Annotated in this window: 14 protein-coding genes, 1 tRNA gene and 1 pseudogene; 14 read left to right on the forward strand and 2 right to left on the reverse strand. The window is 34.8% G+C overall.

Annotated features, from left to right (window positions below):
- The first annotated feature begins 48 nt into the window (after positions 1 to 48).
- Positions 49 to 531, forward strand: a complete 483-nt coding sequence (gene greA, locus ACFFIT_RS05270; RefSeq protein ID WP_385876606.1) for a transcription elongation factor GreA — start codon at positions 49 to 51, stop codon at positions 529 to 531.
- 1,534 nt (positions 532 to 2,065) lie between these two features.
- Here greA and yhbY read toward each other — a convergent pair.
- Positions 2,066 to 2,362, reverse strand: a complete 297-nt coding sequence (gene yhbY, locus ACFFIT_RS05275; RefSeq protein ID WP_385876607.1) for a ribosome assembly RNA-binding protein YhbY — start codon at positions 2,360 to 2,362, stop codon at positions 2,066 to 2,068.
- 518 nt (positions 2,363 to 2,880) lie between these two features.
- Between yhbY and rlmE the strand changes: the two genes are divergently transcribed.
- From rlmE to ACFFIT_RS05315, 8 genes and pseudogenes are all read left to right on the forward strand, one after another.
- A complete protein-coding gene (rlmE, locus tag ACFFIT_RS05280) occupies positions 2,881 to 3,513 on the forward strand; it encodes a 23S rRNA (uridine(2552)-2'-O)-methyltransferase RlmE (protein ID WP_385876608.1) in 633 nt (210 codons plus the stop codon).
- A 190-nt stretch (positions 3,514 to 3,703) separates the two neighbouring features.
- Positions 3,704 to 5,743 carry an ATP-dependent zinc metalloprotease FtsH gene (gene ftsH, locus ACFFIT_RS05285; RefSeq protein ID WP_385876643.1) on the forward strand — a complete coding sequence of 680 codons (2,040 nt, stop codon included), beginning with the start codon at positions 3,704 to 3,706 and terminating at the stop codon, positions 5,741 to 5,743.
- Positions 5,744 to 5,838: 95 nt separating this feature from the next.
- Positions 5,839 to 6,702 (forward strand): dihydropteroate synthase, encoded by an 864-nt coding sequence (gene folP / locus ACFFIT_RS05290; protein ID WP_385876609.1) that lies wholly within the window; start codon positions 5,839 to 5,841, stop codon positions 6,700 to 6,702.
- Between the two features lie 422 nt (positions 6,703 to 7,124).
- Positions 7,125 to 8,462 (forward strand): phosphoglucosamine mutase, encoded by a 1,338-nt coding sequence (glmM, locus tag ACFFIT_RS05295; protein ID WP_385876610.1) that lies wholly within the window; start codon positions 7,125 to 7,127, stop codon positions 8,460 to 8,462.
- A gap of 589 nt (positions 8,463 to 9,051) precedes the next feature.
- Positions 9,052 to 9,705 (forward strand): DUF7822 domain-containing protein, encoded by a 654-nt coding sequence (locus ACFFIT_RS05300; protein WP_385876611.1) that lies wholly within the window; start codon positions 9,052 to 9,054, stop codon positions 9,703 to 9,705.
- Between the two features lie 380 nt (positions 9,706 to 10,085).
- Positions 10,086 to 10,311: pseudogene (gene secG / locus ACFFIT_RS05305) on the forward strand (preprotein translocase subunit SecG); the annotation flags it as partial.
- Between the two features lie 367 nt (positions 10,312 to 10,678).
- A tRNA-Leu gene (locus ACFFIT_RS05310) sits at positions 10,679 to 10,765 on the forward strand.
- Positions 10,766 to 10,971: 206 nt separating this feature from the next.
- Complete coding sequence (locus ACFFIT_RS05315; RefSeq protein ID WP_385876612.1) at positions 10,972 to 12,234, forward strand: tyrosine-type recombinase/integrase; 1,263 nt, start codon at positions 10,972 to 10,974, stop codon at positions 12,232 to 12,234.
- A gap of 66 nt (positions 12,235 to 12,300) precedes the next feature.
- Here the strand turns inward: ACFFIT_RS05315 and ACFFIT_RS05320 are convergent, their stop codons facing one another.
- On the reverse strand, positions 12,301 to 13,242 hold the full coding sequence (locus ACFFIT_RS05320) for a hypothetical protein (protein ID WP_385876613.1): 942 nt from the start codon (positions 13,240 to 13,242) through the stop codon (positions 12,301 to 12,303).
- 255 nt (positions 13,243 to 13,497) lie between these two features.
- On the opposite strand from ACFFIT_RS05320, the gene ACFFIT_RS05325 reads away from it, so the two are divergent.
- The 5 genes from ACFFIT_RS05325 to ACFFIT_RS05345 all read left to right on the forward strand — a co-directional run bounded on the left by ACFFIT_RS05325 (position 13,498) and on the right by ACFFIT_RS05345 (position 17,321).
- Positions 13,498 to 13,713 (forward strand): helix-turn-helix transcriptional regulator, encoded by a 216-nt coding sequence (locus tag ACFFIT_RS05325; protein WP_385876614.1) that lies wholly within the window; start codon positions 13,498 to 13,500, stop codon positions 13,711 to 13,713.
- A gap of 75 nt (positions 13,714 to 13,788) precedes the next feature.
- Positions 13,789 to 14,001: a helix-turn-helix transcriptional regulator gene (locus ACFFIT_RS05330; RefSeq protein WP_385876615.1), complete on the forward strand. Its 213-nt coding sequence runs from the start codon at positions 13,789 to 13,791 to the stop codon at positions 13,999 to 14,001.
- Between the two features lie 18 nt (positions 14,002 to 14,019).
- Positions 14,020 to 14,895: a phage recombination protein Bet gene (gene bet, locus ACFFIT_RS05335; RefSeq protein ID WP_385876617.1), complete on the forward strand. Its 876-nt coding sequence runs from the start codon at positions 14,020 to 14,022 to the stop codon at positions 14,893 to 14,895.
- Positions 14,892 to 16,196 carry a YqaJ viral recombinase family nuclease gene (locus ACFFIT_RS05340; protein WP_385876619.1) on the forward strand — a complete coding sequence of 435 codons (1,305 nt, stop codon included), beginning with the start codon at positions 14,892 to 14,894 and terminating at the stop codon, positions 16,194 to 16,196. Before bet ends, ACFFIT_RS05340 begins: the two co-directional genes overlap by 4 nt.
- 141 nt (positions 16,197 to 16,337) lie before the next feature.
- The gene (locus ACFFIT_RS05345; RefSeq protein ID WP_385876620.1) at positions 16,338 to 17,321 is read left to right on the forward strand and encodes an AAA family ATPase; all 984 of its coding nucleotides are present in this window, start codon (positions 16,338 to 16,340) and stop codon (positions 17,319 to 17,321) included.
- Positions 17,322 to 17,351 lie beyond the last annotated feature (30 nt).

Genomic DNA, 17,351 nt, shown 5'->3' on the forward strand with positions numbered 1-17,351 from the left:
ATGATGTTTTTTATTTGGTTTATTAAATATGTATATGAGGTGTAATCCATGGCACTAGTCCCTATGACGCTTAGAGGCGCACAAAAATTACGAGAAGAACTTGAAGAACTAAAAACCAATCAGAGACCTAGAATAATAAAAGCAATTGCAGAAGCTAGGGAGCATGGTGATTTAAAAGAAAATGCAGAATACCATGCCGCGAGAGAGCAACAAGGATTTTGTGAAGGCAGAATACAAGAGATAGAATCTAAACTTTCTAATGCGCAAGTTATTGACGTAACTAAACTCAAAAATGATGGCAAGGTCGTTTTTGGTACAACAGTAACTATTTTGAATTTAGATACAGAGGAAGAACAAAAATATCAATTAGTTGGTGATGATGAAGCTGATATTAAAGTAGGAAGAATTTCTATCAACTCACCTATTGCAAGAGGACTTGTTGGCAAATATGAAGGAGATGAGGTTTCAATCCAGACTCCTGGTGGAAAGGTGGATTTTGAAATTTTAAAAGTAGACTATTTAGCCGATTAATTTTTTATAAATACTCTATTAGCAATTAACAAAACTTTTGTACTTTAACAGTTAAAACCTTAAAAATCACCTTAACACTAAGATAAAGTTTAATTCAAAGGTGCAATCGGAAACCATGTCCTATAGCACCTATATGAACTTCCTCCAGTTGGTAAAAAATTAGATTTTTAACTAAATCTGAATTCTTTCATACACTTAGATTCTTCATAGATTATTAATCCAAGCACATCATAAAATTCGCACATGAGTTAATATCAACCACTAGGCTTTATTGCTAGGCGGCTTTAGCTGTGAACAGATTTATCTCATGCTAGTTCGACCAGTAAATCATCTTATCTTTTGATGTGCAATTTAATGTGTCATTTATTGGTTTGTCTTAGTTAATACTTTTTTTCTATGACAATAACTTTATTTTGTTTTAATTTTATCTAAGTCGAAGTGATCTTATTGGATTAAGGTTGCTAAGACTAAATATCCTGTGAGATTATTTATTTTACCCCAGGCCTTTTAGGTTGCTTCATTGCCCCTCATCTAACTAGCATATTCAGTGTTTTACTCAAAATAGTTCACACCGTTCTCGTCGTTTTGATAGTCAAAGCGATTGTAACTACACTTGAAGATTTTCCTCTATCAACAAATTTTACCAGCCTGCTTTGTGCTTAGTTTTAATCCCATTTTTTTGCAGCACTATACACTGAGCGGGACCTCGGATAGGAAATTTCTAAGATGGACTACAATTATCAAGCGTTGCAGAAAGGAGTTATCAATATTTAGCACGTCTTGATCACTTTGTCGAAATTCCGTGAAACTCCAGAATTTAAAAAACAAACATGACTAACAATCTAGTTATTAACCAAGGGGTAAAGTTTTTGCGGATATGAATCAGTTTCTCAAGATAAAACCGATTAAAGTAGTCATATAACGAAAATTATCGGTATCGTGCCGATGGCTGTCAAGCGACGTTTCCCTATTTACCTAATAAATGGGCTTTTTTCATCTGATAGATTGTTACTCATAACCGAATTTAAGATCGCGATTTTAACTCTACTCCAATGAAGCGTATTACGCCCTTCTACAGCGCTCAGGATACTTTAAGTGGTTTACTTGATACTCGTGTACTTGACTCAAATAGCTTTTTATCTTCTTACTCATGAAGCTGTTCAGGGGGGAATATATTTAATGCTCTTATGTCTATGCGCTTCATTGAACCAATAAACAAATTTATCTACCCATACCCGTGCTTATTCAACAGTTCTGAATCCGTTTTAAGGGTATAAAGTTCTTGTTTTCATGATTCAAACAAGCTCTCATAATAAGCGTTATCATTGCTCAATTCGGGTTTGCTAGATGAAGGCATTCCACATAAAACATCTATGAAGGCATCATTCTGAAATTGAATCATACCTACTCCATAAGAGACTATACACAAGATAAAAACTTATCATATAACACTGAGGTTTTACTCAGTACAAGAAATTCTCAGAGTGACTCTAACATCAAGATAGCCGAAAAATACCAGGTAAAAAACTTCTAATTAACCACGAGGCAAAGAGATTCTTTTATCTTCTGTAGGTCTATAAATAGTTAAAATATTTCCAATAGACTGCACTAGAAAGGATTTAGATTCAGCGACTATCGCATTAATAATAAGTTTTTTAGTATCTCTGTCCTCTGCTGATACTTTTATCTTGATGAGTTCATGGAAATTCAAAGCATGATCTATTTCAGCCAAAACACCTTCTGTTAAACCATTACCGCCCACCATCACAACTGGTTTAAGTGGATGAGCCAAACCTTTTAAAAATTGTTTTTGTTTATTATTTAAATTCATACATTAGCCTAATTGAAATCAAACTTTCCAAACCTAAAAGCAAAATGAAGCATTTATTCTCATTTAGCTTGAAAACTGAAAAAAGGACACCATATATGTAAATAAGGAAGCTAAAGCGATGGGACTTGAGCATTGCGATGCAAACTTGAACATAAATGGAGAATACGTTATTTTAAGGCTCTTTATTTAACTATGACGTTTAAGTTTAACATCATCGCTTAGCCTCAATACTAACTCTACACACCATTATACGCACTTTAAAAAAACTTAGCACGGCTTTTTGACAAGCATTTGTTCTTTTAAAGTCAAAATTGTTGAGTTAAATTAAATTTTAGTAATGAAAAAGTTTGAAAAAGTAAGGTCTTTATTAACAAAATAACTTAAAATCTTGTTATAATAACAAGTATTAGCATATTGGATCATAGAAATAAACATTGTACTTTTTAAGCAATAAACTTTCACTATATTAGCTTTTAGGCCCAATATTATTTTAGCATTTATTTAAAAACAGGTATCTCGTGGCAGGAAAAAAACGTTCAGCAAGTTCAAGCCGTTGGTTGCAAGAACATTTTAGCGATCAATTTGTAAAGCAGGCCCAAAAGAAAGGACTGCGTTCACGTGCATGGTTTAAACTTGAAGAGATTCAAAAAGTAGACAAATTATTTAAACCAGGTATGACTGTAGTGGATTTAGGTGCCGCTCCAGGTGGATGGTCTCAATACGCTGTTTCTCAAATTGGTCAATCAGGATCGGTTATTGCTTGCGATATCCTTCCTATGGATTCAATTGCAGGAGTAGATTTTTTGCAAGGCGATTTTAGAGAAGAAATGGTATTAAATGCACTTCTTGAACGCGTAGGAGACAGCAAAGTAAATGTTGTGATGTCTGATATGGCTCCTAATATGAGCGGTACTCCTGCTGTAGATATTCCACGTTCTATGTACCTCGTAGAGCTTGCAATTGATATGGCTAAACAGGTTCTTGCTGAAAATGGTCACTTATTAGTGAAAGTTTTTCAAGGGGATGGATTTGACGAAATTTTAAAAGATATACGCAGTATGTTCAAAACAGTCAAAGTTAGAAAACCTGATGCATCAAGATCTCGTTCAAGAGAAGTTTACATTGTTGGTTTAGGTAGAAAACCTAGCTAGATTCTGAGTCAGTCAATAATTTTTTACTAAATAATTTAGATTTTAAATTATCAACTGAAGTGGTTTTACTTGCAAACTTTATGGTAATAATTTGCAAGTATGGATTGTCTTATATGGTGTTTTTGGTTTACTATGTAACGACTTTTCTTTTTTACGTTTTATTTCCTTAACAATTAAAGAGGTTTACACCTTGAATGACATATCAAAAAATCTGATTTTATGGATTGTAATTGCCTTAATGCTGATTTTACTTTTTCAAGCGCTTGGTTCATCTGGTTCAACTGGGAACACAGTTGATTACACCACTTTTATGCGCGAAGTAGCCTCTGAAAGAGTGTCTGAAGCAAATATCAACAACAGAGAAATTCAATTCAGAAACCGTAGTGGCGAAATGTTCCAAACATTTATCCCCGGAAATGACGATCCTCAATTAATCGATACATTATTAGCAAGAAATGTGACGGTGATTGGTGAACCACCAGAAAAAAGAAGTCTTTGGCTTACCCTTTTACTTAATTGGTTTCCGTTTCTTTTATTAATCGGTGTGTGGATCTTCTTTATGCGTCAAATGCAAGGCGGCGGTGGTCGTGGTGCGATGTCATTTGGCAAAAGCAAAGCAAGAATGCTTACCCCTGATCAGATAAAAACAACATTTGCAGATGTCGCTGGGTGTGATGAAGCAAAAGAGGACGTTAAAGAAGTAGTCGACTTTTTAAGAGAGCCCACTAGATTCCAAGAATTGGGGGGTAAAATACCTAAAGGAATTTTGATGGTAGGCCCCCCTGGGACGGGTAAAACACTCCTTGCTCGTGCGATTGCTGGGGAAGCAAAGGTACCCTTCTTTGCCATTTCAGGTTCTGATTTTGTGGAAATGTTCGTAGGTGTTGGTGCTGCACGTGTCCGTGACATGTTTGAGCAGGCTAAAAAAAATGCCCCATGTATCATATTTATTGATGAAATTGATGCTGTTGGTCGCCATAGGGGTTCTGGCCATGGCGGTGGTAATGATGAACGTGAACAGACTTTGAACCAAATGCTAGTTGAAATGGATGGTTTTGAAGATAATAAAGGTATCATCATTATTGCCGCGACAAATCGCCCTGATGTCTTAGACAAAGCGTTATTACGCCCAGGGCGTTTTGATAGAGAAGTAAACGTTTCTTTACCTGATGTCAAAGGACGTGAACAAATTCTTAAAGTCCATTTACGCAAAATTCGTATTGCTGAAGATGTTGATCCTAAAGTTATTGCTCGTGGCACTCCTGGTTTCTCTGGCGCAGAATTGGCTAACCTAGTGAATGAATCAGCCCTATTCGCCGCTAGAAACCATAAGAAAATTGTGACAATGAACGAGTTTGAGATGGCTAAAGATAAAATCAAACTAGGTTCTGAACGTCGCACACTTTCAATGACTCGTGAAGAACTTGAATCCACAGCGTATCATGAAGCTGGACATGCAATCATTGGTTCATTAGTTCCGGGTTATTGGCCACTGCATAAAGTCACCATTGTGCCTCGTGGTCGTGCATTAGGTGTCGCTTTCTTCTTGCCTAAAGGTGATGAAACTTCCTATACTAAAGAGTTTATGGAAAGTGCAATCTCTGTTGCTTATGGCGGAAGAGTAGCTGAAGAAATAATTTATGGTAAAGACAAAGTGACGAGCGGAGCTTCCCAAGATATTCGCGTAGCAACTTCCTATGCTAGAAGCATGGTCACTGAATACGGTTTATCTGAGAAAGTAGGTCCAATTCTGACATTAGAACAGAACTCTTTTAGTGGGCAGCCACAAAAAGTTGCAACACTTTCTCCTGAACTATCACGTCTTATCGATGATGAGATTAAATTCTTTATTGATAAAAACTATGATAGAGCGATGCAGCTGTTAAAAGATAACATAGACATCCTTCATGCAATGAAGGATGCGTTAATGACATATGAAACAATTGATGCGAGTCAAATTAAAGAACTGATGCAGAGAAAACCAGTTACTCCTCCTAAAGATTGGGAAGCTGATTCAGTGAAAAAATCAATCGTTCCTGAAAAGGATACTGATGATTCAGATAATGACAACTCGATATCAGAAAAAAATGTATCAAACACAGACGTGTCTAATGAAGCAACAAGTATGGCTGAAAAAGCGCAACAAGATTATTCAAAAGATAACAATCAGTCGACTGAAAGTAAGGAAAATACCACGGCAAACTCAGAAGATAAGCCTCAAGGCTCATAAAAAATATTGCCCTTACGTACAGTGATATGTACTTATTTTTCTTAAAATAATTATTTAAAACCCCGCTCGCGGGGTTTTTTCTTGGAGAAAATAGGATGAATAAAACCTCTACTTATACCTTAAGCAATCAGCGAGCAAAATTGATTCTAGATAGCCCTAAAGTGATGGGTATACTCAATGTGACACCTGATTCCTTTTCTGATGGTGGAAAATTCATAGGGTTAGATAAAGCGATGTTTCATGCTGAACAAATGATTCGTTATGGGGCTGAATTAATTGATATTGGTGGTGAATCTACAAGACCAGGTGCGGCTGAGGTTTCATTAGATGAAGAACTTGCTAGGACAATACCTGTTATAGAAGCGTTGCGAAAACGCTTTGATATCTGGATCTCAATTGATACATCTAAAGCCCAAGTAATGACTGCAGCCTCAGAGGCTGGAGCTGATTTGATAAATGATGTCCGGGCACTACAATTACCTGGCTCATTGCAGGCAGCAGTAAATGTTAACTTGCCTGTTTCATTAATGCACAGACAAGGTGAACCTCAAACAATGCAAATTAATCCCACATACAGTCATGTAACAACTGAAGTGGTTGATTTTTTGAATCAACAAATTAATGTGGCGGTGAATGCTGGTATACCCCATGAAAATATTCTTGTCGATCCTGGGTTTGGATTTGGCAAGAGTGACTCCCATAATTACCAATTATTAAATGAAATGGAAGCTTTGCATCAATTGCAATGCCCTATATTGATTGGTCTTTCTAGAAAACGAATGATCCAATATGCCAACAATACCTTTTCTCATAAAGAGGATCATAAAAATCGTTTATTTGGCAGTATTGCAGGGGCTTTAATAGCAGCTGCTAAAGGAGCTCATATCCTCAGGGTACATGATGTAAAAGAAACAGTTGAAGCACTCAGTGTATTAAAAACGATGCAATCATTTAGTTAATCAATGTATCATGCAAAGTGAATAAATTGTTTTGATATTTTAATTTTAATTGCATTACGTTTTTATATTCCTTCATCAGTCAATGTACCTATGAATTTAGTTTGATATGATAAAGTGATTATTAAATACTCAAAAAGACATAATTTATCAAAAATAACAATTCATAAATACGACTTACATATTACATTATGTATAATAGGTTTTTAAATAACTTGTTTTAAACAGTTTAAAATGCACTATTTAAGCAATAAATTTAACAATAGATTAGATAAATTTTTCTATTTTTTCATACTGAACTGCTGAATTTTAATTTAAAAAAGCATTGAGCTCTTTTGATTATAATCATCAATACATATGAAATAATAAACATTTTTTCCTTTTAATTTACTCTAGGATTATTTCTAAGCATAAGAGAGACTCGCATGGCAGAACGTAAATATTTTGGTACTGATGGTGTTCGTGGTAAAGTTGGTGAAGCCCCTATTACTCCAGATTTTGTATTGAAGTTAGGTTGGGCAGCCGGTAAAGTTCTTGCGCGCCATGGCTCTAAACGCGTTATTATAGGTAAAGACACGCGCATTTCAGGGTATATGCTTGAGTCTGCACTAGAAGCAGGACTTGCAGCAGCGGGTGTTTCTGTTGCTTTTACAGGCCCAATGCCAACACCTGCTGTAGCATATTTGACTCGTACATTTAGAGCTCAGGCTGGTATTGTCATTTCAGCTTCCCACAACCCCTTTTATGATAATGGCATTAAGTTCTTCTCAATTGAGGGAGAAAAATTACCTGATGATGTAGAAGAAGCAATTGAAGCGGAATTAGAGAAAAACCTCACCTGTGTTGAATCTGAGCTGATTGGTAAATCTTCTAGAATAAATGATGCAGCTGGTCGCTATATCGAATTTTGTAAAGGGACCTTCCCGGCCGATCTCAATTTAAAATCACTTAAAATAGTTGTTGATTGTGCTAATGGTGCGACATACCATATAGCTCCAAGTGTTTTCAGTGAGTTAGGTGCCGAAATAATCAAAATAGGTTGTGAACCTGATGGAATGAACATCAATGAAAAGTGTGGTGCAACTGATATTGAAGCACTCCGCCAAAAGGTGCTTAATGAAAAAGCGGATGTTGGTCTCGCATTAGACGGTGATGGGGATAGAATAATTATGATCGATCACTTAGGCAATAAGGTGGACGGCGATCAAATCAGCTTCATCATAGCCAGAGAAATCCTCAGACGTGGAAAGTTAAAAGGTGGCGTAGTGGGCACACTCATGAGCAACATGGGACTAGAGATAGCCTTAAAACAATTAGGCATCCCTTTTGAAAGAGCAAAAGTAGGCGACAGATATGTCCTTGAGAAATTGCAACAAAAAGGGTGGAAAATTGGTGCGGAAAATTCTGGACACGTAATTTTACTTGATAAAACTACTACAGGTGATGGTATTATTGCAGGATTACAGGTGCTCAGAGCTATGGTTCAAAACAGTATGTCTCTTAATGATCTAGCTAGCGGTATGAAACTATTCCCCCAACTTCTTCTTAATGTGCGTTTCAAAGGCGAACACGATCCGCTAGAAGCAGTTAATGTAAAAGACATAGCTGAACAAGCAGAAAAAGCACTAGCCGGTAAAGGCCGTGTTTTACTTCGTAAATCTGGGACAGAGCCGTTAATTCGTGTAATGGTTGAAGGTGAAGATGAAGAACTAGTAACCCTATGGGCACATAAAATCAAAGATGCTGTGGTAGCAGCAGGCTAGATTCATAAGCACTTATCTGTTATTGCTTTTAACTCTATCAAAGAACTCTAGTGGCAAAAAGCTATCAGAGTTCTTTAATTATGATTTAGCAATTATGGATTCATAATAAATTTTTTTATCTTATTCATAGCATAGTTTTATTTTAAATACGGAATGATTTGTAGATTTATTCAATTCAATCTAGTGTGTTTTACCAGTCCTCTACAAATAAGATTGACTGATTAAATTCCCTCCCCCTATATCATGTAGCTTCTGTCACCAATTATTGAAATTAGATTTATGAGGATTGCATGTTCCTAATAAAAATATTCATCATCAGAAGTTAATTTCATACATTATACTTAGATTATTTTTTTAAAAAAAATAAATAAAAGTTATCATGTATCAATACTTTTACTAAAAGAACAAAAAATAGCCGTTATAGCAATATTTTTACAAATTTTTACTTGTATTGTAACAATTAAAACATTTACATTAGCAATTGCTAACTTATTAATCAAAAAGCTTACTTTGTTAATTAGTTTATAACCTAAATTTATTATTGCTAATAATTTAATTTTTAATGTTCTTTCTCACTATCGAGGTTTTTATGGCTAATCGTTCTTATTTATATAGTACTTCACAACAAAGCTGTTTACTTGGAGAAAATAATCTAGTAATTAAAGACTTATCGGAGTGGAACTATGACATCCCCTTATCCTATTTCATATTAGTCTCGGGAAATAGTACACTGTGCCCCTCTTTGCTAACTGATACATTTAAAGAGAGTATTGCTGGCGATCATGTTTTTGCACTGAGTGGTGATTTTAATATTGGCTATGCGCGTTTGGTAAAATTCTTATCCACCCTTGACGTGCTATTTAGTAAAAATGAAAAGAGTATCAAGACCGAAATACAAAATACACAAAGTTTTTTGCAGCAATACAAAAATAACTATATCTATTTAGAGACTATAGAGCTCGATGTGATGGGATTTGATGAGTCTGAACAATTAAAAGCGCAAACATTGGAATATTTAGATTTTGCAAAACAGTTAGCTAATATTATAGATTCACTCCCTGATAATAAAAATGAAGCAATTGAGCTGCTTGCTAAAGCAAAAATTACTTATTTAGGCAATGAAGCATTATTGTTAGATAACATATGCATCGATCATAATTATGATTGCTCAGATAAATGCTTTTTGCTAGGTATTACAGAATGGACAAATAACTTATACTTTACTCTTAATAGTAAAAATTAACTTTGCATAGAATAACCATCAGAGTCATAGGCACTACTATTTAGGATACCCATATTTAAGCAAGAATTCAGAGTTTAATTGTTCATAGTCCTAATTAGTGCCTTGTACTTTATATAGTAATGAAGACATAAATTATTACTTATATTATAACTTATAGATCTATAAAATAGATCTAATGAAAAAATTTCTATATTCTGGTATAGAGGAAAATTAAGTCCCTCTATTATTCTACGTATGAAATTTAAGCAGAGATTAAAAATAATTATATGTTGCATGAGGCGCATAATTCGATTATGATTACGACTTGATAAAAAATAGGTATAACTATATCGTATCAATCCATACATTCTTGTTTTTATTAACTCCCTATAGGTAAAATTATGTACGCTGCACTTATGGTAATTTTTTTATTGGTTGCAATTGGAATCATTGCGCTTGTTTTGATGCAACAAGGAAAAGGCTCTAGTATGGGCGCTTCTTTTGGTGCAGGTGCTTCAGCGACCTTATTCGGTTCAAGTGGAAGCAGTAACTTTTTATCGCGCACTACAGCCATATTAGTTACTATATTTTTTATTTTAAGTTTGGTTCTGGGTAATTTAACTAATAGACAATTATTAAATGGCGCACCCGTATCAGACTCAGGTGAGTTTAACCCTGAGAGCATACAAAGTCAGCTTCCTGCGACTCCTTCATTAACGATTCCTCAAGAACAGGCAACCCCTGCCCTTCCTGGACAAAATAATGAGAACAATGTTCAACCTGCCATTCCTCAATAAGAATGAAGAAAGGATTTTTTAAAGTAACCAAATGATTTATAAGCGGCTAAATGCCGCTTTTTTTTAAATCAACCCTATTGAAATCTGTACAACAAGCTGCAAGCGCGAATGAAATTTAACCAATCAAATATAAGTAAAGAAATAGCATTTGCAAAAACTAAAAAATATTAATATAATTAAAGAGTAAATTAATAAGTGCCGAGGTGGTGGAATTGGTAGACACGCTACCTTGAGGTGGTAGTGCTCATTAGGGCTTACGGGTTCAAGTCCCGTCTTCGGTACCAATTGACTAAAAACACAAATCAAGCCGCTATGTAAAGCGGCTTTTTTTATGCCTTTAATAAACAAAAATCAATAACTTAAGCTAGTTTTGTGCATTTTTTAATCGCTAATAGTCAACTGAGTTCAACCCACATCAAGCACTTGAAGTTGGTACAAATGATGGTATATTGAGTTCCATAACTTTTATACCAACACATTTGAGGTAACTATGGCACTGACTGAACTTAAGATTAAAAACGTTAAACCTGAAGAGAAGCAATTTAAGCTCACTGATGGTGAAGGGATGCATTTACTAGTACATCCGAATGGTTCTAAATACTGGCGATTACAATACCGCTTTGATGGGAAACAAAAGATGTTAGCCCTTGGAACATACCCTGATGTTTCACTAGCTAAAGCAAGAGAACTAAGAGCAGAATACCGTAAATATCTAAAAGAAGGCATCGATCCTGCGCTTATCAAAGCCAATGGTGGCAAACCAATAGATAAAGATGATATACCAACAGAAATAATCAAATTTAAAGATGTGGCCGTTGAATGGCATAAATCTAATAATAGATGGAGCGATCATCATCGCCAAAGAGTGTTAAGTAGCCTTGAAGCCAACATATTCCCTAGCATAGGCGATAGTGATATAAGAAAACTAACCACTCGTGATTTATGGCTCCCCATTAAAGCTGTTGAAGATTCTGGCAGAATTGAAGTTGCACAACGTATGCTTCAAAGAATTAAGTCTATCATGCGTTTTGCTGTCCAAACAGGAATTTTAACCTATAATCCATCTCATGACCTAACTGGTGCAGTCGCTCCACAAAAAGTTAAACACCGCCCTGCTCTACCTTTAGAGAAATTACCTGAATTACTAGCCAGAATAGATAGCTATCAAGGCAAGTTGCTGACTAAATTAGCAGTGAAGCTTTCATTATTAATTTTTATACGCTCGAGTGAACTAAGATTTGCTAGATGGGAAGAGATTGATTTTGATAAGGCGATCTGGACGATACCCGCTGAGCGTGAAGCATTGGATGGCGTGAAATACTCATCTAGAGGCTCAAAAATGCGCACGCCGCATCTAGTCCCACTAAGCCGTCAGGCAATAGAAATATTACGTGAAATACAGGAAATTAGCGGGGATAAACCTATTATCTTCATAGGAGATCGTGACTCTACAAAAGTCATGAGTGAAGGGACAGTTAATAAAGCCCTAGCTCGCATGGGTTATGACACTAAAATTGAGGTTTGTGGTCATGGATTTAGGACTATGGCTTGTAGTTCTTTGATTGAATCGGGCAAATGGTCTAGGGATGCGGTAGAACGCCAAATGAGCCATCAAGAGCGTAATGGCGTTAGGGCTGCCTACATTCATAAGGCTGAACACATAAATGAACGTAGGCTAATGATGCAATGGTGGGCTGACTTTTTAGATGCTAATAACCATGAAACTAAAGCACCATTTGATTTTAGTAATTAATTTATTAAGCACCTAAAATTAATATGTTCTTTAGGTGCTTATCAATTAATAATTAATTATATCATGTTACCCCAATGAATTTTTATAATCATTATTGATCAATATTTCGATTATCTCACTTTGAGTTAATTTGTTGTATTGTTGTAATTCTTTTAATTTTTTAACAGTATCTTCTTTTAATTTTATTTCTAGCGTTTTTATACCTTGCGCATTTTGTTTTTTCCTCTGCGTTTTTTTTCTTAGATTTATCTTAAAATTACTCAATTGACTTTTTTTAAACGTGTCATTATTTCTATTTAAAAAATATAATAAATAGCATGCATATTTATACATATTCATATCAGGCACAATAAACTTATGCCCTATAGAAATATTCGAACAATATATTTCCAAACAGTGATTATACAATTCCATCCAATCATGGTCTTTAAAATCAGGAGTGTCCATTTGCTTAAATGGATTAGCTTTTATCATATTGTTAAATAAATACAAATTTTGTGTGAAGCATGCTTCTTTTTGTTTTATAGTTTTACCAACACAATCTCGATAGATTGACCAAAAATCATTCAGCGCTGTATTTACTTGTATATATTCAACTTGATATTTAAAATCTATACATATGTATTTTAATCTCTCCAGATGACTAGGAATAACTATCTCTGGACCTAATATACCATCACTGAATCTATTTGTACCACCCCAAATACAAAAACTCATTAAATCGCTATTTTTAAAGGAATCAATATCTAAATTCAATTTATCAAATTCTTTCTTAATATAATCTAAGGAATCTAATAAAAAAATCACATCCTGTTTACCAGTCAGTTTTTCTCTATTATTTCTATACTCTCTTATTTTTTTTACAATAGTATCACCATTAATATTTTGGAATTCAATTGGGATTGTTACGAAATTGACTCTAGCTTCAGCTATCCTATTAAGTATCACACAGTGCATTTCATATACTAAATAATCAATCTTAATTAGCTCGTTTGCTGTAAATTTCATCAATAACTCCATTGTGACATGTCACAAACTGTTAAATTAATTAGCTTTACTGATATATACTTAGTCGTTATCTATACTTAAATAGATGCGTTTACTAACATTATAGTAACTAATTTAAGTAACTCTGTCACTAATAAGCCTTTAATTACGCCTAAATACCAGGATAAGACAGTGATTTTACCATGTTCAGTTAAAAAAAACCTAACTAACTAATCCTGTGAAAAAACATTCACACCTTTTCACAGGATAATTTACATGCAAAACTCTAACATCAATTTTGAAAATGACCAACTTGTCGATATGAAATTCATTACTAGTTTCACTGGCCTGACGGACAAATGGTTTTATAAGTTAATTCAAGATAATCAATTTCCTAAACCGATAAAACTTGGTAGGTCATCTCGTTGGCTAAAAAGTGAAGTAGCCAATTGGTTAGATGATAAAATAGCCAAATCTAGATCTGAGAATTAATTTATCTTCACCTTTCTCCAATTACTTACACACCCATAATACGCCCATGATGTTAATTCTAAGGGGCACACAAATATGGATAGCAACATTCAAAGCAATAGTTATAAATTAATAGATATGAAATATATTACTAACCAAACTGGTCTTACAGATAAATGGTTTTATAAATTAATCCAACTCAATCAATTTCCAAAACCAATTAAATTAGGCCGCTCCTCAAGGTGGCTTGAAAGTGATTTTAATAGTTGGCTGCAAAATAAAATCAATCAATCAAAATTACCAAAATGAATTAATAAAGGAGAAATTATGGATAATAAAAATATCGTCAATCGCTTTGCTCAAAAAATGAATATTGATGCTAATAATGTTTTTAATATATTAAAAGCCACAGCTTTTAAACAACGAGATGGAAATGAACCTAGTAATGAGCAAATGATGGCTTTATTATTAGTTGCACACCAATATGGATTAAATCCATTTACTAAAGAAATATTTGCTTTTCCTGATAAACAAGCAGGAATAATTCCTGTAGTGGGTGTTGATGGATGGTCACGTATTATAAATCAACACGACCAATTTGATGGGATGGAATTCATTCAATCTGAGAATTATTCTAAATTACCTGATGCTAAACCTTGTCCAGAATGGATACAGTGTATTATTTATCGAAAAGATAGAACTCATCCAATCAAAGTGATTGAATATCTAGATGAGGTCTATCGTTTACCATTTGAATCAAAAAATAATGGTGGGTATAAGATATTATCAGCATGGCAATCACACACTAAGAGAATGTTAAGGCATAAAGCAATGATCCAGTGCTCACGTCTAGCATTTGGATTTGTTGGTATTTACGATAATGACGAGGCTGAAAATATCATTTCAGGGGGGCATACATCTACGATCATAGATATGGATGCTATTGATATCAGTCAAATTAGTGATAGGACTAAGCAATTAACTAAAAAATCAGTTGATAGAGCAGTCTCTACTCAAGCATGGGAAAGTGCTATGAGCTACTGTCATGAACAATTTTCTGGGGATGAAAGGCGTTATGTGGAGTTAGCGCTTATTAAAGCTCAAGAATCTCAAAATACTACTAACACGGTAGAAAAGGACATTTCTGTAATTCATTCACCTATCTTAGCGACATCACAAGAGAAAACTAGTGAGGTAATATGAAAATCATAGATATCAAACCAAGATCGGCAAAATGGCATCAATGGCGTTCTGAAGGGATTGGTGCATCAGAATCAAGTATCATTCTCTCACAATCTCCCTATAAGACACCTTGGCAGTTATGGGCTGAAAAATGTGGTTTTATTTTACCTGAATCACTAGAAGGTAATCCTCACATCCAGAGAGGAATACAACTTGAGCCTGTGGCTAGAGCATATTTAGAAGAAAAGAACCAAGAATTACTGTTCCCTTTATGTGCTCAATCAGATAAGTATCCTTTTATTAAAGCCAGTTTTGATGGCTTAAATGCTAAAGGAGAACCCGTTGAAATAAAATGTCCCTCTCAAAAGATATTTGAGGAGATAAAAGCTCAAGGCATCAATAGTCAATCTTATCAACACTATCAGATACAAGTGCAGCACCAATTACTTGTATCTGATAAGGATATTGGCTGGTTAGTGTTCTATTACCAAGATTTAACCAACACTCAAGAGGCACTCACATTTAAAGTAATGCGTGATGAGGCTTTAATTTCACAAATTATCACTCAAGCCAAATTATTTTGGAAACAGGTTCAATCTCAAAAGCCACCCGATAAATGCCCGCTTAGAGATACATTTATACCTGAAGATTCTGATAAATTGGCGTGGAGTGCTCTTGCTATGGAATATCATCAGTTAGAGTCAAAAGCTGGTGTTATAAGCCTTCAATTAGAACAAGTAAAGGATGAAATGTCCTCACTACAAAAATCCTTTTTGTCACTAATGCAAAATTTTGCCCATGCAGAATATGATGGAATAAGAGTTTCCCGTTATTGGTCTCAAGGGCAAATTGATTACCCTAAATTACTGGTAGATCTTGGGCTTAAAGTCGAACAATCCACAATTAATCGTTACCGAAAAATCCCAACTGAGAAAATTAGATTTAGCGTCACACCACACCCCCCTTCAACTCGAAATAAAATAGGAGAAATAGCGGACACTATTAATGAAAGTCCAAACTTAGTTTTAACTCAAAACAATTCAATTGATACCGCTTCAGGCCTGCAAAGCAGTAGTTTTGAAGAAGCTGGTATAGATAGCCTCCTTTTACAACCAAAACGTAAAAGGACAAAAGCAAAATCATCAGTTGATAATCGCAAACTAAAAATTAAACAAGAACCTAAAGAAGACAATCATTCCCATACTCCCCTTGATAATGTCCATCTATCTAGAGATGAGGCATTATCAAGCGCTGAGGATGAATTTGGAAAGAAAAGAAATAACGTACTAGATAGTGCCCTTACTGCTTCTTATTATTTTTGAACTGCAAATTTTATTTTCTTCATATAGGTAATTCAGATCTCTTATTAAGATAATGAATGGTTTTAAACCCAAAATCTTCTATTTCATAACAAGTATCTAGCCTAACCCAATCGATACAACAATATTTCAAAGGAGTCCTCTATGTCTGAAACAGACCAGTCTAACACGCTTAAATATAAAATTGCTGAGACATTTAATGTTGAAGCACCAGAGCAGTTATACGTAGAAGCATTTAGCAACGATAAGACATCAACAGCAATTCCTAAACTTGATAACGATTATGTTTTTAGAAAAGAGGAATTACGTGATGTTTTAGCCTATTTGTCTCATCCAGAAGGTGATGGAATGTATATTACAGGACCAACAGGATCAGGCAAAACAAGTCTTATCTGCCAAGTAGCTGCAAGACTTAATTGGCCAGTACAGCAAGTCAATGCACACGGACGTTTGGAATTAAGTGACTTAATCGGTTTCTTATCTCTAGTAAATGGCAACATGGTATTTGTCGAAGGCGCTTTAACAAAAGCAGTTCGCCACGGACATATACTTATCATAAATGAAATGGATTTAGCTGAACCTTCTGAACTAGCAGGCCTTAATGATTTACTTGAAGGTGCGCCTTTAATTCTCACTCAAAATGGTGGCGAAATCATCTACCCTCACCCGAAATTTAGATTTATTGCAACTGGTAATAGCTCAGGCAGTGGCGATACATCAGGTTTATATCAAGGGGTAATGCAACAAAACCTTGCTTTTATGGACAGGTTTAGAATGTTGGAGGTAAATTATCCTGATGCGAGTATAGAAATTGATATCCTTTCAAAGGTTGCGCCAGACTTGCCTGAAGCATTCAGAGTTAACATGGTAAAAATAGCCAACGATATTAGAAGGCTATTTATTGGTAGTCACAATAGTAGTGCTGAATTAAGCATTACTTTATCAACTCGAACCTTAATTCGTTGGGCTAAATTAACCTTAGCATTTAAGGGGGCACCAAATGCTTTAGAATATGCACTTACAAGATCATTAACAGCTAGAGCCTTACCTGAACAACGTGAAGCGATTCATCGTATTGCCGCTGATACATTCGGAGAAATTTGGAAAAATACATCTAAACAACCCTAAACAAACAGCATACTATTCTAAACATCAGTA

The sequence above is a fragment of the Thorsellia kenyensis genome (assembly GCF_042432445.1).
In the GTDB taxonomy this organism is placed as follows: Bacteria; Pseudomonadota; Gammaproteobacteria; order Enterobacterales; family Thorselliaceae; genus Thorsellia; species Thorsellia kenyensis.